This window comes from Streptomyces sp. NPDC093097 (genome assembly GCF_044754325.1).
Classification (GTDB): Bacteria; Actinomycetota; Actinomycetes; order Streptomycetales; family Streptomycetaceae; genus Streptomyces.
The window spans coordinates 30,578-48,741 of the sequence record NZ_JBIVOW010000021.1; the positions used below are offsets into that span (position 1 = coordinate 30,578).

General features: G+C 72.7%; 15 protein-coding genes. 4 read left to right on the forward strand and 11 right to left on the reverse strand.

From position 1 onward, the window contains the following. Window positions 1-163: 163 nt before the first annotated feature. Together ACIQE0_RS29570 and ACIQE0_RS29575 are read right to left on the reverse strand one after the other, a co-directional pair. A complete protein-coding gene (locus tag ACIQE0_RS29570) occupies window positions 164-1,609 on the reverse strand; it encodes an APC family permease (RefSeq protein ID WP_402337973.1) in 1,446 nt (481 codons plus the stop codon). A gap of 309 nt (window positions 1,610-1,918) precedes the next feature. Beyond that, the gene (locus ACIQE0_RS29575) at window positions 1,919-4,012 is read right to left on the reverse strand and encodes a SpoIIE family protein phosphatase (protein WP_402337975.1); all 2,094 of its coding nucleotides are present in this window, start codon (window positions 4,010-4,012) and stop codon (window positions 1,919-1,921) included. A 367-nt stretch (window positions 4,013-4,379) separates the two neighbouring features. Between ACIQE0_RS29575 and ACIQE0_RS29580 the strand changes: the two genes are divergently transcribed. Then, window positions 4,380-5,924 (forward strand): AMP-binding protein, encoded by a 1,545-nt coding sequence (locus ACIQE0_RS29580; RefSeq protein ID WP_402337977.1) that lies wholly within the window; start codon window positions 4,380-4,382, stop codon window positions 5,922-5,924. An 86-nt stretch (window positions 5,925-6,010) separates the two neighbouring features. Here ACIQE0_RS29580 and ACIQE0_RS29585 read toward each other — a convergent pair whose 3' ends face one another. Both ACIQE0_RS29585 and ligD read right to left on the reverse strand, forming a co-directional pair. Next, a complete protein-coding gene (locus ACIQE0_RS29585; RefSeq protein ID WP_402337980.1) occupies window positions 6,011-6,358 on the reverse strand; it encodes a hypothetical protein in 348 nt (115 codons plus the stop codon). Between the two features lie 185 nt (window positions 6,359-6,543). Beyond that, complete coding sequence (gene ligD, locus ACIQE0_RS29590; protein WP_402337982.1) at window positions 6,544-7,557, reverse strand: non-homologous end-joining DNA ligase; 1,014 nt, start codon at window positions 7,555-7,557, stop codon at window positions 6,544-6,546. An 85-nt stretch (window positions 7,558-7,642) separates the two neighbouring features. On the opposite strand from ligD, the gene ACIQE0_RS29595 reads away from it, so the two are divergent. Then, on the forward strand, window positions 7,643-8,704 hold the full coding sequence (locus ACIQE0_RS29595) for an ATP-dependent DNA ligase (protein ID WP_402337985.1): 1,062 nt from the start codon (window positions 7,643-7,645) through the stop codon (window positions 8,702-8,704). Between the two features lie 18 nt (window positions 8,705-8,722). Here the strand turns inward: ACIQE0_RS29595 and ACIQE0_RS29600 are convergent, their stop codons facing one another. The 3 genes from ACIQE0_RS29600 to ACIQE0_RS29610 all read right to left on the reverse strand — a co-directional run bounded on the left by ACIQE0_RS29600 (window position 8,723) and on the right by ACIQE0_RS29610 (window position 12,240). Then, entirely contained in the window at window positions 8,723-9,700 is a 978-nt protein-coding gene (locus ACIQE0_RS29600; protein ID WP_402337988.1) for an MASE1 domain-containing protein, read from the reverse strand. A 64-nt stretch (window positions 9,701-9,764) separates the two neighbouring features. Next, a complete protein-coding gene (locus ACIQE0_RS29605) occupies window positions 9,765-10,598 on the reverse strand; it encodes a PP2C family protein-serine/threonine phosphatase (protein WP_366338028.1) in 834 nt (277 codons plus the stop codon). A gap of 82 nt (window positions 10,599-10,680) precedes the next feature. Further along, a complete protein-coding gene (locus ACIQE0_RS29610) occupies window positions 10,681-12,240 on the reverse strand; it encodes an APC family permease (RefSeq protein ID WP_402338221.1) in 1,560 nt (519 codons plus the stop codon). A 328-nt stretch (window positions 12,241-12,568) separates the two neighbouring features. On the opposite strand from ACIQE0_RS29610, the gene ACIQE0_RS29615 reads away from it, so the two are divergent. Beyond that, window positions 12,569-13,639 (forward strand): MFS transporter, encoded by a 1,071-nt coding sequence (locus ACIQE0_RS29615; RefSeq protein ID WP_402337991.1) that lies wholly within the window; start codon window positions 12,569-12,571, stop codon window positions 13,637-13,639. Window positions 13,640-13,726: 87 nt separating this feature from the next. Here ACIQE0_RS29615 and ACIQE0_RS29620 read toward each other — a convergent pair whose 3' ends face one another. Next, window positions 13,727-13,963: an acyl-CoA carboxylase subunit epsilon gene (locus tag ACIQE0_RS29620; protein ID WP_402337994.1), complete on the reverse strand. Its 237-nt coding sequence runs from the start codon at window positions 13,961-13,963 to the stop codon at window positions 13,727-13,729. Between the two features lie 196 nt (window positions 13,964-14,159). Between ACIQE0_RS29620 and ACIQE0_RS29625 the strand changes: the two genes are divergently transcribed. Then, window positions 14,160-15,440: a Dyp-type peroxidase gene (locus ACIQE0_RS29625; RefSeq protein WP_366338022.1), complete on the forward strand. Its 1,281-nt coding sequence runs from the start codon at window positions 14,160-14,162 to the stop codon at window positions 15,438-15,440. Window positions 15,441-15,642: 202 nt separating this feature from the next. Here the strand turns inward: ACIQE0_RS29625 and hypE are convergent, their stop codons facing one another. The 3 genes from hypE to ACIQE0_RS29640 are packed head-to-tail and all read right to left on the reverse strand — an operon-like array spanning window position 15,643 to window position 18,162. After that, the gene (gene hypE, locus ACIQE0_RS29630; protein WP_366338020.1) at window positions 15,643-16,749 is read right to left on the reverse strand and encodes a hydrogenase expression/formation protein HypE; all 1,107 of its coding nucleotides are present in this window, start codon (window positions 16,747-16,749) and stop codon (window positions 15,643-15,645) included. Further along, the gene (gene hypD, locus ACIQE0_RS29635; RefSeq protein WP_402337999.1) at window positions 16,742-17,866 is read right to left on the reverse strand and encodes a hydrogenase formation protein HypD; all 1,125 of its coding nucleotides are present in this window, start codon (window positions 17,864-17,866) and stop codon (window positions 16,742-16,744) included. The genes hypE and hypD overlap by 8 nt, the downstream gene beginning before the upstream one ends. Beyond that, on the reverse strand, window positions 17,863-18,162 hold the full coding sequence (locus ACIQE0_RS29640) for a HypC/HybG/HupF family hydrogenase formation chaperone (protein WP_366338016.1): 300 nt from the start codon (window positions 18,160-18,162) through the stop codon (window positions 17,863-17,865). Before ACIQE0_RS29640 ends, hypD begins: the two co-directional genes overlap by 4 nt. Between the last annotated feature and the right edge of the window lie 2 nt (window positions 18,163-18,164).

Genomic DNA, 18,164 nt, shown 5'->3' on the forward strand with positions numbered 1-18,164 from the left:
CCGGTGCCGGGCGTCTTTGACGAGCCTCCCGCCGCGGAAGCGACAACTCCAGGATCAGTCACCGCCCATCGGAAAAATGCCCACGCCCCGCACCGTGATCATCATGGTGTGGGGCGTGGGCCATGAGCCGGGCCTGGAACAGGGCCCGGGACCGGGCCGGCGGTCAGGACCGGGCCGGTTCGGGGGCCGCGGCCAGTTCGTCCTCGGGGACCGAGATGACCCAGCGGCTGTCCTGCCGCGGGCGGAGGTAGAGCGCCCAGTAGACGGTGGCCACCGCGATCAGACCGCCGGTGATCAGCAGGCTCTCGGCGCTCTGCTGGCACAGCACCCAGACCAGGACGAGGACCAGCAGCGCGGGGACCACCGGCCACAGCGGCATCCGCCAGGCGAGCCGGTGCTTGTGCGCGCCGCGGCGGGAAACCAGGGCGCCCAGCGCGACGAAGACGTACATACCGGCGACGGCGACGCCGGTGACCTCGTTCAGGGTGTCGAGGGTGGCGAAGCACAGCGCGGCGCCCGGCACGCCGACCGCGAGGGTGGCCGCCCAGGGGGAGCCGAACCGCTTGCCGATGTGGGAGAACATCCGGTTGACCGGGGCCGGCCAGGCACCGTCGCGGGCCGAGGAGAAGACCACCCGGGAGTTCTGGATCACCATCACGATCGCCGCGTTGATGATCGCCAGGGCGATGCAGAGGCTGACGAAGGTGCCGACGGCGGAGTTGCTCCAGCTCTGCACCATGCCGGCGACGTCGCCCGCGCCGAGGGTTTTGAGGTCGGGGGCGCCGAGGGTGATGGCGATGACCGGGACGAGGACGACGGCGGCGCCGATGGCGAGGGTCCACAGCACCGTGCGGGAGACGTTGCGCCGCGGGTTCTCCATCTCCTCGGCCAGGTACACCGCGGTGGAGAAGCCCTGGAGGATGAAGAGCGCGGTGGCCAGCCCGGTCACGATCAGCCCGCCGGTGACGGCGGTGCTGACGCCGTGCCCGGCGTCCATGACGGGGTGGATGAGGGTGGACGCGGACCGCTGGGTGTGGCTGAAGCCGAGGAACGCCACGACCGCGGCGGCCACCACCTCAAGCACGAGGAAGATGCCGGTGATCCAGGCATTGGCGCGCAGGTCGAGCAGGCCCATGGCGGTCGCCAGCAGCATCACCGCGGCCGCGGTCACCTGCTTGTCCAGATGGACGACCGGGGCCAGGTAGTCGGCGGTTCCCAGCGCGATGATCGGCGGCACGATCATGACGACGATCAGGGAGAGCACGAAGACCAGCCAGCCCGCGAGCCGGCCCATCAGCGTGCCGACCATCGCGTACTCACCGCCGGAGCTGGGGATCAGCGTGCCGAGTTCGGAGTAGGCGAAGGCGACGCCCACGCACAGCAGCGCCGCGATGGCGATGGTCAGCGCCGTACCGGTGCCCAGGGTGGCGAACGAGTCCGGCACGATGACGAACAGCGAGGACGCCGGGGTCAGACAGGACAGGGTGAGCAGGGTGCCGCCAACCACACCGATGGAGCGGGTGAGTTGGGGACCGTCCGCCGGTTTCGCGGCCCGGGTGTCCGGTACCGGGGCGGCGTTGGCAACGGGCGTGGTGGACATGTCGGTCATCCGTGTCCCATCGGTGCTGGCGGGCAGGGAGGGGTGGCACTGACGTGGGGGGACGTGCCGGTGAGCGGTCGCACCAGACACACTGCGGGGCCGCTTCGGTGACCGGAATACAACCTCCGCCGGGCCCTCCCGTCAAGAGTTCATTAAGAATGTGAGACAACGAAATCCGCAGCACTGGCCGCCGTAAACACTCTTATCCATGCCACACGGGCGCTACTTGCGCGGATTCCGCGGGCTTTTCGCGCGCTGCGGATTCTTCGGCGGACCGTCCGGCAACTTCTGGTCAAGTGTGCGGGCCGGGGCGGATATTCAGCCGTCGTGACCCCGGACCCGGGCGATCAGCAGAGCCACGTCGTCGTGGTCGTTGCCGTGCCGCAACTCGCCCAGGAGGCGGTCGCAGAGCTCCTCCAGCGGCTGCTCGGGCTCGGCGAGCAGATCGAGCAGCCGGTCCAGACGGGTGTCGATGGCCTGGTCGCGGGTCTCGATGAGTCCGTCGGTGTAGAGCACCAGTTCATCGCCGGGGTGCAGCGGCACGGTGGTCTGCTCGAACGCCACCGCGCCGACACCGCCGACACCGAGCGGGGCGCCGGTGGGCAGCTCCAGGAGTTCCGGCCGCCGGCCGGGCCGGACCACGACCGGCGGGAGGTGGCCGGCGATGGCGATCTCGCACTCCTCCCGGTGCGGGTCGTGGACGGCGTAGAGGCAGGTCGCGAACGCCGGGTCGAGGCCGCCGGCGATGTGGTCGAGGTGGTGCAGCAGCTCGGCCGGCGCGAGGTCGAGGTCGGCCAGCGCACGGGTGGTGGTGCGCAACTGGCCCATGGTGGCGGCCGCGTTGATACCGCTGCCCATCACGTCGCCGACGACCAGCGCGGTCTTGTCGCCGGCGACCGGGATGACGTCGAACCAGTCTCCGCCCACCTCGCTGGCCGCCTGGGCGGGCTGGTAGCGGTAGGCGATGTCCATCGTGACGGGCTTCGGCGGCCGGTGGTTCATCAGGTGCCGCTGGAGGGTGAGCGCGGTGCGCCGTTCGCTCTGATAGGAGCGGGCGTTGTCGATGCAGACCGCGGCCCGGGCGGCCAGTTCGACGGCGAGCACCGCATCGTCCTCGTCGAAGGCCAGCGCGTTGTCCGTGCGGTAGAGCGAGAGGGCGCCGAGCACCTCGCCGCGGGCGATCAGCGGCACCGCCAGGTAGGAGTGCAGCCCGGCCGCGCGCAGCAGTTCGGCGCCCTGCGGGTCCGCGGCGATCCGCCGCCGGTCCGTCGGCCCCACCTCGGCGACCAGGACCGGGCGGGCCTCGGTGACGCAGCCGGTGATCAGCCGCTCGGTCTCGTAGGCGGCGAGCGACCCGGTCGGGTCGGCGGCCCGCACGGCGGGCGTCTCGCCGGCCGCGGCGACCGCCAGCGCCCGGAAGCGGGCCGGGCCGCCACGGACGAGCGCGGCGGGACGGCGGCCGTTCAGGACGTCGTCGAGGACGTCGACGGCGGCCAGGTCGGCGAGTTCGGGCACGACGGCGTCGGCCAGCTCCTGGGCGGTCTGCCCGACGTCGAGGGTGGTGCCGACGCACGCCGAGGCGTCCGCGATCATCGCCAGCCGCCGGCGGGCGCGGGTGGCCTCGGTCGCGGCCCGGTGCTGCTCGGTGACGTCCACGACCGAGGCGGCCAGTCCCAGCACCCGGCCGTGGGCGTCCTCCAGCCGGTAGTAGGAGACCGACCACGCACGGTCGACGTCGGGGTGGTTGACGGTGCGGCCGACGTAGAACTGGTTCAGCGTCGGCCGGCCGTCGGCCAGCACCTGGCTCATCTGCTCCTGGATGCCGTCCGCGTCCAGGAACGACAGGACCTCCCGCACCGGCCGCCCGATGTGCTGGTCGGCGGTCAGATCGTCGATCCGCTCCAGCGCCGGGTTGACCATGGCGAAGCGCAGATCGGTGTCGAGCACCGCCAGTCCGATGGGCGACTGGGTCACCAGGCGCACCGACAGCGCCAGGTCCCGTTCGACCTCGCGGAGCACGGACTGGTCGGTGGCGATTCCGAGGGCGTAGGAGGCGCCGTGCTTGTCCTGGAGGCGCATGTTGCGGAACTCGACCAGGCGGGTGCCGCCGTCCTTGCGCCGGACGGGGAAGACCCCGGCCCAGCCCTCGCCGCTGGTCATCACCTCGGCGAAGAGCTGACGGACCAGGTCGACGTGCTCGGGGTGGACCAGCAGCCGGACGGCGGGCCGGCCGAGGGCCTCCTGCGCGCTCCACCCGAAGAGCTCCTCGGCCTGCGGGCTCCACAGCGTGATCCGGCCTTCCGCGTCGAGCATGACTGCGGCCACGCCCAGGAGGTCCAGCAGCCCGCCGGGCTGGCTCGGCCCGGCACCGGCCTGGGCGGATGCATCGGGGAACGCGTCGGTCGCACCCATCCAGGCACTCCTTCCGCCGGCCTGCCGAGCCGACAGCCGTGGCGTTCCGGGCACGGCCTGGTCCTGCCGTGCTGCCGCTGCCCTCCATCATCCCTCGACACCGGACGGCCACGCAGTCAGAGCAGTCCCCACCGGGGCGGGGGACCGTTCCGGATGGAGCAGTACCGGCCACGTTCACCCTCTGGACAACTGCGTCACCAAGGGTGCTCCAGGCCGCGGTGGCCGGACAACGCCCTCAGCGGTGCACTCGACTTGGAGATGTCGATCTCTTGGCACTACTCTGACAATGGTTGCTGGAGGCAACCAATAATCACCCGTCACACCCCGGCGCAGCCCCACGCGCCGCCGGGTCAGGAGGACGCCCCCGATGCCCATATCCGACCAGCCGTTCCACACATATGTGGAGGAGAACCTCGATGCTCTTAACCTCACCCCGGACCGCGAGGTCCTGATCCACCAGGGCCGACGCGTCACCGCCGGCGAGTTCCGCTCGCTGGTCCTGCGGATGGCCCGCGCCCTGCGCGAACGGGGCATCGGGCGCGGCGCCACCGTCACCCTGCTCAGCGGCAATCTCCCCGAGACCGTCGCCGCCCGCTACGCCACCCACCTCGTCGGCGCCCGGATCAACCACCTCTACAACAAGCTCTCCGCCGACTCCCAGGCCGCCATCGTCCGCGACGTCGAGACCCGCGCCCTGATCGTCGACCCGCGGCTGACCGAACGGGCCGCGGAACTGGTCGAGTTGGCGCCCGTACCGGAGGTCCTGGTCCTCGGCCCGGCCAAGCTGGGCACGGACCTACTGGAGCTGGCGGCCGGCCAGAGCGACGAGCCGTACGCCACCGACGCCCGCCCCGACGACATCTGCACCATCCGCCACACCGGCGGCACCACCGGCCACCCCAAGGGCATCTGCACCACCTTCGAGCAGGTGCGGTGGTTCACCGGCGTGCTCCCGGAGTTCGACGAGGTCACGCACCGGCAGCTGGTCTGCACCACCCTCGCCCACGCGGCCGGCTACATGGCCGACACCGTCCTGAACTCCGGCGGCACCGTCGTCCTCCTCGACGACTTCGACGCCAAGGAGGTGCTGGCCACCATCGAGCGCGAGCGGATCACCGCGATGTTCCTGCTCCCGCCGCTGCTCTACCAGCTGATGGACCACCCCGACCGGCCGCACACCGACACCTCCAGCCTCCGCATGGTCACCTACGGCGGCTGCCAGGCCTCGCCGGCCCGACTGGCCGACGCGGTACGGGCGTTCGGACAGGTGCTGGTCCAGGGCTACGGCCAGAACGAGGCCGGCGGCATCAGCGTGCTCACCTTCGACGACCACGACCCCGAGCGCCCCGACCGGCTGCGCTCAGCCGGCAAGGTGCTGCCCGACGTCGAGGTCGCGGTCCGCGACTCCGCCGGGCGCGACCTGCCGCCCGGCGAGCACGGCGAGATCTGCGTCCGCTCCGCCATGATCATGCAGGGCTACTGGAAGCAGCCCGACCTGACCGCGGAGGTGCTCCGGGACGGCTGGCTGCACACCGGGGACGTCGGATTCCTGGACGACGAGGGCTACTTGACCATCGTCGACCGGCTCAAGGACATGATCGTCGTGGTCGGCGGCCACGTGTACACCACCGAGCTGGAGGACCTGCTCAACTCCCACCCGCAGGTGCTCCAGAGCGCCGTCTACGGCGTCCGCGACGCCGACCGGATGGAGCGGGTGCACGCGACGGTGGTGCGCACCCCCGGCAGCGACCTCGACGCCGACCAGCTGCGTGCGATGGTGCGCGAGGCCCGCGGCGCGATGTACGAGCCGGCCCGGATCACCTTCGTCGACGCGCTGCCGCTCACCGACGTGGGCAAGCCGGACAAGAAGGAACTCCGGCGCCAGGCCGAGGAGTCGGACGCCGCGCGCTGACCGCGGCAGCCGGTCCGCAGGGCCGGACCGGCAGCGGCGGGCCGCCGCAGTCGCACGACTGCGGCGGCCCGCCGGACCACTGCCGGTCAGAGCCAACGGAACAGGTGGCGGAAGAGGTGCCCCAGGTTGAAGAACCCGAAGCCGCGGCCCTCGCACCCGCGACCCTCGAAGCCCCCGCGGCCCTCGAAGCCCCCGCGGCCCCCACGGCCGAAGTTGCCGAAGTTGCCGAACTCGCCGAAGCCGAAGCCGCGGCACTCGTGACGGTGGTGCCGGTGGTGCCGGTGGTTGCGTCCGTGATTGCCACGACCGTGGTCGCCGCTCATCACGACGGTGTGCCCCTGAGGGGCGGCGGCCGAGGCCACACCGGCGGCCGGAACGACGGTGGCGGCGGTGAGCACCGCGGCGGCCAGGGAGCGGCCTATGAACTTGCGCATTGCGTTTCTCCTGTTGGCAGGAAATCGGACACGAGATGGGTACCTCTCACCGTCCGTTTCCTCGCAGACACGGCAGGCGTCCACTCCAACGGCCCTCGAAATTGCCCCGACCGCAGCACTCCAGGTGCGTCCGGAAAGCGGCCGCACGGCACGACCCCGCGGACCCACCGGGGGCGTGCGTGCGCTCAGTGCCTGCGAGCCCGGCTCGGCTGCACCCGCGCCGGTTCGCCCGGCATCTTCGGGTGGTCCGGCGGATACGGCAGATCGCCCAGCCCCTCGTCGGCGGCGTACCGGTCCGCCAGCGCCAGCAGCGACTCCAGACCGAAGGCGTGCTCCGCCATCTCCGCATGGAGATCGCCCAGTTCGGCGTACCGGGGCGGGACGGTGCGCAGGTCGAAGTCCTCGGGCTCGGCGTCGGACAGCTCCTCCCAGCGCAGCGGGGTGGAGACCGTCGCCCGCGGGCGGGCGCGCAGCGAGTAGGGCGAGGCGATGGTGCGGTCGCGGGCCATCTGGTTGTAGTCCACGAACACCTTGCTGCCGCGCTGCTCCTTCCACCAGGCGGCGGTCACCCGCTCCGGCAGCCGCCGCTCCAGCGTCCGGGCCACGGCGATGGCCGCCCGCCTGACCTCCGTGAACGTCCAGTCGGGGCGGATCGGCACATAGACGTGCACACCGCGGCCACCGGAGGTCTTCGGCCAGCCGCGCAGCCCGTGCTCGGCCAGCAGCGCACGCAGTTCGAGGGCGACCACGACGGCGTCGGCGAAGCCGGTGCCCGGCTGCGGGTCGAGGTCGATCCGCAGCTCGTCGGGATGCTCGGTGTCCGCACGACGCACCGGCCAGGGGTGGAACGTCAGGCACCCCAGGTTGGCGGCCCAGACCACCGCGGCCGGTTCGGTGGGGCACATCTCGTCCGCGAACCGCCCGCTGGGGAAGGTGATCCGGGCCGTGGGCAGCCAGTCCGGCAGCCCCTTCGGCGCCCGCTTCTGATAGAAGAACTCGCCCTCGACCCCGTCGGGGAACCGCTGCATGGTGGTCGGCCGGTCCCGCAGCCCGCGCAACGCCCCGTCCGCGACGGCCAGGTAGTACCGGGCGACGTCCAGCTTGGTGAAACCGCGTTCGGGATAGTACGTCTTGTCCGGGTTCGTCACGCGCACCGTGCGCCCCGCGACCTCCAGCTCCACAGCTCGGGCTCCGACCATGCCTCCACGCTAGGTTCCGCCGCACGCCCCCGCGCGCCGACGTCCCGGCGGGCGGGAACGGACCGCGCCCCGCAGGATCGGGACCATGGACCTGCCCGTGATGCCCCCGGTCTCCCCCATGCTCGCCAAACCGGTGGCCGAGATCCCCGCCGGCATGCAGTACGAGGCCAAATGGGACGGCTTCCGCGTCATCGTCTTCCGGGACGGCGACGAGGTCGAGCTCACCAGCCGCACCACCAAGTCGCTCAGCCGCTACTTCCCCGAGGTCCTCGACGCCGCACGGGCCGCACTGCCGCCGCGCTGCGTGCTCGACGGCGAACTCGTCATCGCACACGACGGCCGGCTGCACTTCGAGGAGCTGCTGGAGCGCATCCACCCCGCCGACTCCCGGGTCCGCACCCTCGCCGCCCGCACCCCGGCCTCCCTCGTCGCCTTCGACCTGCTGGCGCTGGACGACACCGCCCTGCTCGACGAGCCGCAGACGACCCGCCGGGAAGCCCTGGTCCAGGCGCTGCGGCCGGCCCGGGCGCCGGTGCACACCGCACCCGCCACCACCGACCGGGAGCTGGCCCGGCAGTGGTTCGCCCAGTACGAGGGCGCCGGCCTGGACGGAGTGATCGCCAAACCGCTGGACCTGCCCTACCGCCCCGGCGACCGCGCGATGTTCAAGGTCAAACACGCCCGGACCGCCGACTGCGTCGTCGCCGGCTACCGCCTGCACAAGAGCGGCCCGGTGGTCGGCTCCCTGCTGCTGGGACTGCACGACCACGCCGGCCACCTCCAGCACGTCGGCGTCTGCGCCTCGTTCCCCATGGCCAGACGACGGGAACTGGTCGAGGAACTGGCACCACTGCGGCTCGACGACACCGCCGCCCACCCCTGGGGCGACTGGACCGACGAGACCGCGCACGCCTCCCGCCGGATGCCCGGCGGACCGAGCCGCTGGAGCGGCGGCAAGGACCTCTCCTGGGTGCCGCTGCGCCCGGAGCTGGTGTGCGAGGTGGGCTACGACCACATGGAGGGCAGCCGCTTCCGGCACACCGCGCAGTTCCGCCGCTGGCGCCCCGACCGCACCCCGCAGAGCTGCACCTACGCCCAGCTGGAGGAGCCGGTCGGCTACGACCTGGGCGAGCTGCTGGGCACGTGACCGGGGCCCGGCGGCCGGTCAGCGCTCCGGAGGCCAGCCGTGCCGGCCCTCCCCCGGCGCCAGCCGGTCCACCACTTCCGCGAGCTCCTGGCACAGCTGCTCGATCCGGTGCCGGACGGCGTTCTGCTCCGTGACGATCGCCGAGAGCAGCAGCGCGGTGAGGGCCGCGGAGGCGTTCAGCGCCTGGAGGTTGACCATCGTCTCCAGCAGGCTCCGCCCGGCGAACGGACCGTACCGGCCGGTGGCCCCGCTGATCGCGAAGACCGACATCACCAGGACGCACGGCGCCGCCCCGACCAGCTGGAACCGCAGCGCCGCCCACACGATCACCGGGAACATCAGGAACAGCAGGGACAGCGAGGAGCGGGTGCTCACCAGCGAGACCGCCACCGCGGCCGCCAGGAGCACGGCCGCCTCGACCCACCGGTAGAGGGGCACGTCCCGGGGCAGCCGCACCAGCCGGCAGGCCAGCAGCAGCGGGGTGACCACCAGGACGCCCATCGCGTCCCCCGCCCACCAGGACGCCCAGGTGCGCCAGAAGCCCCCGGGCGGCAGCGCCCCGGTGAGCACCTGGGAGCCGCTGCCCAGCGTCGCGCTGATCACCATCGCGGCGAAGGCGCCCAGCACCACCAGGGCCACCCCGTCGCGCAGCCGGTCCAGTTCGGTGCGGAAGCCGACCCGGCGCAGCATCAGACAGGCACACACCGGGGCGAGGGTGTTGCCGGCGATCACACCGATCCCGGCGAGATCGAGCCGGGTGAGCGTGGAGATGACCAGCAGGGTGCCGAGCGCGATGCCCGGCCACATCCACAGGCCCAGCAGCAACAGGAAGCTCAGCGCGATGCCCGTGGGCGGCCACAGCGGAGTGACCACCGCCCCCGCGATCACCACCTGCTCCAGCAGACCGACCTTCGCGGCTCCGTAGTAGCAGGCGGCGAGCACGAGGTTCCCCAGGACTACCGGCGCCAGCCGACGGACTTCCCCGGTGCGCACCACGCCTGCCATCAGACAACGCCGGCGGCCGGGCCCCGGCCACGACACGCACTCGCGGCCCCGGGCTTCACTCCCGTCCCCGCCGGGCCGCGTCGTGGCGCAGCACGATCGCCGCGGCGTCGTCGGTGTGCCCGGTCAGCTCGGCGACGCACAGCACCGCATCGGCGATCTCGGCCGGATCGTCCCCGGCCTTGGCACCGACCAGCCGGGACACCTCCGCCAGCCCGGCCTCCAGGGGGAACGACGGCCCCTCGATCACCCCGTCGGTGAGCAGCACGAACGCACCCGCCACGGCGAGCCTGCGGCGGGTGACCGGATACCGCTGCCCGGGCGCCACACCGAGCGGGATGCCTCCGGGGTCCTCGGCCAGACCCCACCGGCCGTCGGTGGTGGCCCACACCGCGGGGACGTGCCCGGCCCGGGCACTGGTCAACTCCCAGGACACCGGGTCGAACCGGACGAAGGTGCAGGTCGCGAAGAGTTCGGTGTCGATGGAGAGCAGCAGGTCGTTGGCCCGGCTGAGCACCTCGCCGGGATCGGGGGCATGGGCGGCGACGGCCCGCAGCCCGATCCGGATCTGCCCCATGAACGCGGCCGCCTCCACGTCGTGGCCCTGTACGTCACCGACGGAGAAGGCGAGCGAGCCGTCCGGGAGGGCGAAACCGTCGTACCAGTCGCCCCCGATGGCGAGCCCGTGCCGGGCGGGGGCGTAGCTGGCGGCCGTGCGCAGACCGGGCAGCTCCGGGAGGACGGCCGGCAGCATCTCGCGTTGCAGGACCTCGGCCAGCTCCACTCTGGCCCGCTGGAGCTCCGCGCCCGCCCGCGCCTGGGCGGTCAGCCGCCCGAGCCTGCTCAGCAGATCGTCGGCGCTCGCCGACCGCGGGAGACGACGCCGAAGCATGGCCCCATCATATTTCGGCGGTGGGCCATCCGCTTGACGGCAGCAGGCACCCCCACCGGCTCACGACAGGGGCACGGCGGACTCAGGCCACGGCCTGGCGGGCGGCGGTCAACTGGCCGACGCCGGAGCGCACCGCCCAGAAGAACACTCCCAGTGCGAAGGCGGCCACCACGAGCGAGTCGTACGGTGCCGGCAGGTGGCCAGAGCCCTTGAACGTGCCCAGCCAGGACACCGCGGTGAGCACCAGGAGGTAGACCACCAGCCAGGCACCGGTGGCGAGTTCGGCCGCCAGCGGGCGGCGCGGCCCGGCACCGTCGCTCTCCGCGACCCGGGCACCGGGCCGCCGCATCGCCAGGAACAGCAGCAGCCCGGCGAGGACCAGCGGCAGCGCCAGCCGCAGGTGCTGCCACCCCGACCAGTAGACGAACTCGCTGGCCACCACGAAGCTCAGCGGGGCGATCCAGTGCAGCCCCGGCACCCACCCGGCCGTGCCACCGCCGGCCTCGGTGCGGAAGACCGCCACCGCGACCGCGGAGGCGGAGTAGACCAGCAGGTACATGTCGCCCATGACGCTGACGATGTCCTGCCAGCCGCCGAACGGCAGCAGGAACAGCACGATCACGATCAGGTTGATCACCAGGGCACGGCGCGGCATGCCGGAGCCCTCGTCGACCTTCATGAAGTAGCGCGGGATGGTGGCGTTCTTGGCGAGCGCGTAGGTGTGCCGGGCGTCGATGGCCACCCCGACATAGGCCGAACCACCGGGCGAGAGCACCGCGTCGGCGTAGAGCAGGTGGGAGAGCCAGTGCAGATTGAGGATCAGGGCCAGCTGCCCGAAGGGCGAGTCGAAGGAGACGCCCTTCCAGCCGCTGCCGAGCAGGCTCTCTGGAACGGTGAACAGGTACGCCACCTGGAGCGCCAGGTACATCACCAGCGCCAGGCCGATCCCGGCCAGAACGGCCCACGGGAGGGTGCGACGAGGGTTGCGGGCCTCACCGGAGAAGTCCATCGGGGCCTGGAAGCCGTTGACGGAGTAGACGATGCCGCCGCCGGCCAGCGCGGTCAGACAGGCCACATAGCCGTACGGCGCGAATCCGCCGTGGTCGGTGAGGCGCCCCGCGTGCCAGCCGGAGGCGATCAGGGCGATCACGGTGACGATCGGAACGCCGATCTTGAAGATCGAGACCAGGGTGTTGAGACGGGCGAAGAGCCGGACCGCGAACCAGTTCAACGCGGTCAGCAGCACCGTCAGACCGGCGGCCAGCGCCAGTCCGGAGACGGTGAGGGTGTGGCCGTTGTAGAGGCCGGGGAGGTAGTGCGCGGTGTACTGCATGATGGCGCTGATCTCGGCGGCGGTGCCGCCGACCGACAGCAGCACCGACCAGCCGACGACGGTGCCGACCAGCCGGCCGTTGGCGAGCAGCGGCCAGCGGACGGTACCGCCGCCCTCCGGCCGGGACGCGCCCAGCTCGATCATCACCAGGGCGACCAGCCCGCAGAGCAGACCCGCGCCCACCCAGGACAGCAGCGAGGCCGGCCCGGCGACCTGCGCGGCGTACATGGCGGCGAACAGCCAGCCGGAGCCGACGATGTTGGAGAAGCCGATTCCGGTCAGTCCCCAGAACCCCAGGTCGCGCCGCAACCGGCGTTCCTGCGCCCGCACTTCGGTCGTACCGTCCCCGACGGGCTCCCCCGGCACCTGACGCTCCGCCACGAAACGGCCTCCTCGACTTGCGGTCCGCGCTGGTCAGGACAGTACTCGACGTGTTCGCGCCAGCAGGAAGCCGAACGTTGCGGCAGTGTGAAGCCTTCGCCGGAGCCCTAACCAAGCCGTCCGGGGTCAAGGCCGAAAGCCTCCTGCAACCCCCGACGCCCGGCGTCGGTGAGCCGGACGACCACCCACCCCGGCAGCGCCGTGCGGCAAGGACGTTTCGTCGGACACCGCAACGTCGCGGCCCGACACTGACCGCATGCCGACGCCCCCGACGCTCCACGCCCCCGCACCGGGCGTCGGCGCGGCCCTCCTGGTACCTGCGTCGCTGGCGCTGCTGCGGACCGCGTACACCCAACCGGCCGCCCGTGCCCGGGCGTTCGGTGTCTGGGGAACGGTCGCCGGGCTGGCCGCCGGGGCCGGGCCGGTGCTCGGCGGGGCGCTGGTCGCCGCCTTCGGCTGGCGCGCGGTGTTCCTGGTGAACCTGCCGCCGGCCCTGCTCGCCTTGGTGCTGACCACCCGCCATGTCCCGCGCTCCCCCGGCGGACCGGCCCGCGGCGGTCTCGACGTGCCGGCCCAGGCGGCCGCCGCGGTGAGCGTGGCGGCCCTGGCCGCCGGCGCCATCGAGGCCGGCCCCCTGGGCTGGACCCACCCCCTCGTCCTCGGCGCCTTCGCCCTCGCCCTGCTCGGCCTGGCCGCCTTCCTGTTCCTGGAACACCGCTCAACGGCGCCGATGCTGCCGCTCGCCCTCTTCCGCAGCCGGGCCTTCACCGCCTCCGCGGCCGTCGGCGTCCTGCTCAACACCGGTTTCTACGGGCTGCTGTTCCTCGCCCCGCTCTACTTCCAGCGCGTCCACCACTACAGCGCACTGCGCACCGGCTGCGCGCTGCTGCCGGCCGTCGGCCTGGTCGCGGCCGGTTCGGCGCTGGCCGGCCGGCTGACGGCGCGCACCGGGCCGCGACCGCCGATGGTGGCGGGCCTGGTCATCGGCGCGGCGGGGCTGGCCGGCTGGCTGTGCGCGGGACCCGGGACGCCCTACGCGGCACTGGTCGGCCCGATGGCCGCCGCCGGTTTCGGGACGGCGCTGACCATGCCGGCCGCCACCGCCGCGGTGATGGAGTCCGTCCCCGGCGACCGCGGCGGCGCGGCGGCCGCGGTCTTCAACGCCGCGCGCCAGCTGGGCAGCGTCCTCGGCGTCGCGGTCTTCGGAACGCTGACCGCCGGCGGACTGGTACCGGGACTGCACACCGCGGCGCTGGCCGGGGCCGCCGGCTTCCTGGCCGCGGCCCTGGGCGCGGCCCGCTGGGCACCGGGCGCAAGCCGCACCTGACGCCGACCCGCCACCCGCGACCGGACGCCGGAAGGTCGCCGGACACCGCCGCACACTCGCCCCCGACCGCACCGGCAGACCGGCCGGTCACCCGCACAGCCAACAACCCGCCCAGCACGCGCACCGGACACGGTGATTGTGCAGTTGGCGCTCGGTGAGCCCGTCGTCGCGGGGCTCCTCCTGGCTGCCGTCGGCGAGCGCCCGGGCCCAGGCGAGCCGACCGCACAGGATGACGGCGAGCGCGGCCAGTTCCTCGGGCTCGGCATGGCCCCGGACGATGCGCAGCGGCACGTCGACGGGGTCGTCCTCGGTCGGGCGGGTCACCTCGCCGACGCTAGGAGCAGACGGCGGCGGCGGCGCGGGGGCCTGCGCCGTTCGGCGGCCGGGTCGCCACCCCAGGCGTGATTTCGACGGGCCCGGCCGTGTTGTTCCCCGGCGGCGCCGGACCGGCCACGAGGATCGCGCGCAAACAAGGGGCACGCACATCGGCGGCGGGTGCCGCAGTGGGGATGGCTGGGCGATGAGACACGAGCGGACCGAAGACGAGCAGGCCCTGGTGCAGGGCGACGGACGCCGGGGATTCCTCAAGTACGCGGCGGGGATCGCGGGCGCGGCGGCCGGCGCGGGACTGTGCGGCGGCGAGGCGCTGGCCGTCCCGGCGGGCCGGGCGTCGCCGTCACCGCAGGGCCGCTCCGAGGACGGCCGGCAGCTGCCGCCGGACCGCGTCACGTTCCACGGGCGGCACCAGGCCGGCATCGCCACCCCGCAGCAGTTGTTCGCCGGATTCGTGGCGTTCGACGTGCTGGGGCAGGACCGCGCGGACCTGACGCGGCTGCTGAAGAAGATCACCGAACGGTCCCGGGTGCTGGCCGCCGGGGTGAAGCCGAAGGACGAGAAGACCGCCACGGATCCGCAGGTCCCGGACTCGCTGAGCGTCACGGTCGGCGTCGGGGCGTCCCTCTTCGACGACCGGTTCGGACTGGCCGGGCACAAGCCGCGGCATCTCAAGGCCATGCCGGCGTTCCCCGACGACCGGCTGAACCCCGCGCACTGCCACGGCGACCTGTCGTTGCAGGTCTGCGCCGAGCACCCGGACGCGGTGGTGCACGTCCTGCGCGACCTGGGCCGCGAGACCCACGGGATGATGCGCCCGCGGTGGCGCCGGGACGCGTTCCTCAACCCGTCCCGGCCCACGGGCTCGCCGCGGACCTTCGTCGGCTTCAAGGACGGCATCGTCAACCCGGACACCGGGTCGCCGCAGGAGATGAACCGGCTGATCTGGGTGACACCGCCGTGCGGGGAGCCGGACTGGGCCGAGGACGGCAGCTACCAGGTGCTGCGACTGATCCGGTTCCACGTCGAGACCTGGGACCGGGTCCCGGTGGGCCGCCAGGAGAAGATCTTCGGACGGCACAAGGCGAGCGGTGCGCCCCTGGGGCGCAAGGAGGAGAACGACCCACCGGACTACCACCACGACCCCGACGGCCGGACGATCCCCCTCGACGCGCACATCCGGCTCGCCAACCCGCGCACCCCGCGCACCGACAAGTCCCGCTTCCTGCGCCGGAGTTACAACTACGACCTGGGTTACGACCGGCACGGGCGGATGAACCTCGGACTGGTCTTCTGCGGCTACCAGCAGAACGTGCAGCGGCAGTTCGCCGCCGTGCAGCACCGGCTCCGGCACGAGCCGCTGTCCCGCTTCATCACCCCGGAGGGCGGCGGCTACTTCTTCGTCCTGCCCGGGGTACGGGACAAGGACGACTGGCTCGGCTCCCGCCTGATGCACGACACTCGATAGCCGGCCCCCGCGCCGAAGCGCCCCGTGCCGCCGCCCGCTATGAGGCGGCGGCACGGGGCGCTTCGCGTAACGGCCTTACGAGCGGCCGCAGTTGCGGGAACACCGGCCGGGGCGGGAGAGCAGTGGGTGTGACACCGCCGGTCGCCCGGCCGGGCACCGGAGCGCAGCGCACCGGTGCCCGGTCGTCAACTCCCGTCCCGCGTCAGCAGATCCGGGGCAGCTGCTCGCCCAGCGGCAGGTCGACCACCCGCGTACCGCCGAGCGGCGTGCGGGCCACCACCATGCCCGGATGGGCGGCGACGGCCTCGCCGATCACCGCGGCGCCGGCGCCCAGCGGGTGGGCACGCATCGCGTCCAGGACGGCGTCGGCATGCTCACGGGGGACAAACGCCACCAGCTTGCCCTCGTTGGCGACGTACATCGGATCAAGGCCCAGGATGGCGCAGGCGTTGGCGACGGCCGGCGGGACGGGGACGGCCTGCTCCTCGATGACCACACCGGTGGCCGAGGCGGTGGCGATCTCGTTGAGCGCGGCGGCCAGTCCCCCGCGCGTGGGGTCGCGCAGCACATGCAGATCGGGGGTGACCGCGAGCATCGTCTGGACCAGTCCGCCCAGGGCCGCGCAGTCGCTCTCGATCTCGACGCCGAACTCCAGGCCCTCGCGGACGCTCATGATGGCCACGCCGTGCACCCCGATGTCCCCGCTGACGATCACCACGTCGCCGGGCACCACCCGCTGCGGCCGCAGGTCGACGCCGGGCGGGATGACGCCGATACCGGCGGTGTTGAGGTAGACCCCGTCGCCGCGGCCGGCCTCGACGACCTTGGTGTCACCGGTGGCCACCTCCACCCCGGCGGCCCGGGCGGCGGCGCCCATCGCATCGGCGACCCCGGCGACCACCGGCATCTCCACGCCCTCCTCCAGGATGAAACCGCAGGAGAGGAAGGCGGCCCGGGCGCCGCTCATCGCGAGGTCGTTGACGGTGCCGTTGACGGCGAGGTCGCCGATGCTGCCGCCGGGGAAGAACAGCGGCCGCACCACGTAGGAGTCGGTGGAGAAGGCCAGCCGCTGCCCGCCGAGCGGGATGACCGCGGAGTCGCCGAGCTGGCCGAGGAGTTCGCCGCCGAAGGCCGGCACGAAGATCTGCTGGACGAGTTCGGCGGTCAGCGCCCCGCCCCCGCCGTGGCCCATGACGACACGGGGGGTCTCGCGCAGCGGGGCGGGGCAGGTCCAGCCGCTGATGTCGACGGTGGGCAGGTCGCGGGGGCCCGGTCCGGTGGCGGGGCGCGAGGAGGTGGTGTCAGACAACGGGGGTCGCCTCCAAGGGGGTCGGCGTGACGCCGAGCCGGCGGTACAGGTAGTAGGCGGCGCAGGCACCCTCGCTGGAGACCATGGTGGCGCCGAGCGGGTTGCGCGGGGTGCAGGTGGTGCCGAACGCCTGGCACTCGTTGGGCTTGATCAGCCCTTGCAGGACCTCGCCGCTGCGGCAGGCCGCCGGCTCGCGGGTGGCGATGCCCTCGACCGAGAAGCGGTGTTCGGCGTCGTGGTCGCGGTAGCGCTCGGCGAGCCGCCAGCCGCTGGCGGGGATGGTGCCGATACCCCGCCAGGCACGGTCGGCGACCTCGAAGACGTCGGCCAGCATGGCCCGGGCGGCCGGGTTGCCCTCGGGCCGGACGGCGCGCGGGTAGGCGTTGTCGACCGTGTGCTCACCGCGCTCCAACTGGCGGACGGTGCGCCGGATGCCCTCCAGGATGTCCAGCGGCTCGAAGCCGGTGACGACGATCGGCACCCCGAAGCGGTCGGCCAGCGCCGGGTACTCCGCCGTGCCCATCACGCTGCACACATGGCCGGCGGCCAGGAAGCCCTGGACGCGGCAGCTCGGCGAGGTCATGATCGCCTCGATCGCGGGCGGGACCCGGACGTGCGAGACCAGCATGGAAAAATTCTCCAGACCCAGCTTGCGGGCCTGGTGGACGGCCATCGCGTTGGGCGGGGCGGTGGTCTCGAAGCCGATACCGAAGAACACCACCTCGCGGTGCGGGTTCTGCTGGGCGATCTTCACCGCGTCGAGCGGCGAATAGACCACGCGGACGTCGCCGCCCTCGCTGCGCACCCGGAACAGGTCCCGGTCGGTGCCGGGGACCCGCAGCATGTCGCCGAACGAACAGAAGATCACCTCGGGCCGGGCGGCGATGTCCAGCGCCTTGTCGATGACGGCCAGCGGGGTGACGCACACCGGGCAGCCCGGCCCGTGGATCAACTCGACCTCCTTGGGCAGGAGTTGGTCGATACCGTGCCGGATGATGGTGTGCGTCTGGCCGCCGCAGACCTCCATCAGCGCCCAGGGCCGGGTCGCCGTGGCCCGGATGTCGTCCAGCAGCCGCCGGGCCAGCTCGGGGTTCTGGAACTCGTCGAGGTACTTCACTGCCGTGCCTCCTCTGCCTGCGGCCCGTCCTGCGCGGCAGCCGCCTCCCACGGATCGCCGAACTCCTCCTGGAGCAGCCCGAGTTCCTCGAAGAGTTCCAGGGTCCGGCGGGCCGACTCCTCGTCCAGCCGCTGGATCGCGAAGCCCACGTGGACGATCGCGTACTCACCGACCGCGAGGTCCGGCACGTATTCCAGGCACACCTCCTTGACCACCCCGCCGAAGTCGACGGTGGCCATCCGGGTGCCGTCCCGTTCCTCGATCTCCATCACCTTGCCGGGCACCGCCAGGCACATGG

Excerpts from the sequence above, each read along its gene's own strand:
- ACIQE0_RS29585 (WP_402337980.1), bottom strand. The coding sequence starts at position 6,358 with ATGCGCAAGTTCATAGGCCGCTCCCTGGCCGCCGCGGTGCTCACCGCC.
- ACIQE0_RS29625 (WP_366338022.1), top strand. The coding sequence starts at position 14,160 with ATGAGACACGAGCGGACCGAAGACGAGCAGGCCCTGGTGCAGGGCGAC.
- ACIQE0_RS29575 (WP_402337975.1), bottom strand. The coding sequence starts at position 4,012 with ATGGGTGCGACCGACGCGTTCCCCGATGCATCCGCCCAGGCCGGTGCC.
- ligD (WP_402337982.1), bottom strand. The coding sequence starts at position 7,557 with ATGGTCGGAGCCCGAGCTGTGGAGCTGGAGGTCGCGGGGCGCACGGTG.
- ACIQE0_RS29570 (WP_402337973.1), bottom strand. The coding sequence starts at position 1,609 with ATGACCGACATGTCCACCACGCCCGTTGCCAACGCCGCCCCGGTACCG.
- ACIQE0_RS29605 (WP_366338028.1), bottom strand. The coding sequence starts at position 10,598 with ATGCTTCGGCGTCGTCTCCCGCGGTCGGCGAGCGCCGACGATCTGCTG.
- ACIQE0_RS29595 (WP_402337985.1), top strand. The coding sequence starts at position 7,643 with ATGGACCTGCCCGTGATGCCCCCGGTCTCCCCCATGCTCGCCAAACCG.
- ACIQE0_RS29615 (WP_402337991.1), top strand. The coding sequence starts at position 12,569 with ATGCCGACGCCCCCGACGCTCCACGCCCCCGCACCGGGCGTCGGCGCG.
- ACIQE0_RS29640 (WP_366338016.1), bottom strand. The coding sequence starts at position 18,162 with ATGTGCCTGGCGGTGCCCGGCAAGGTGATGGAGATCGAGGAACGGGAC.
- ACIQE0_RS29580 (WP_402337977.1), top strand. The coding sequence starts at position 4,380 with ATGCCCATATCCGACCAGCCGTTCCACACATATGTGGAGGAGAACCTC.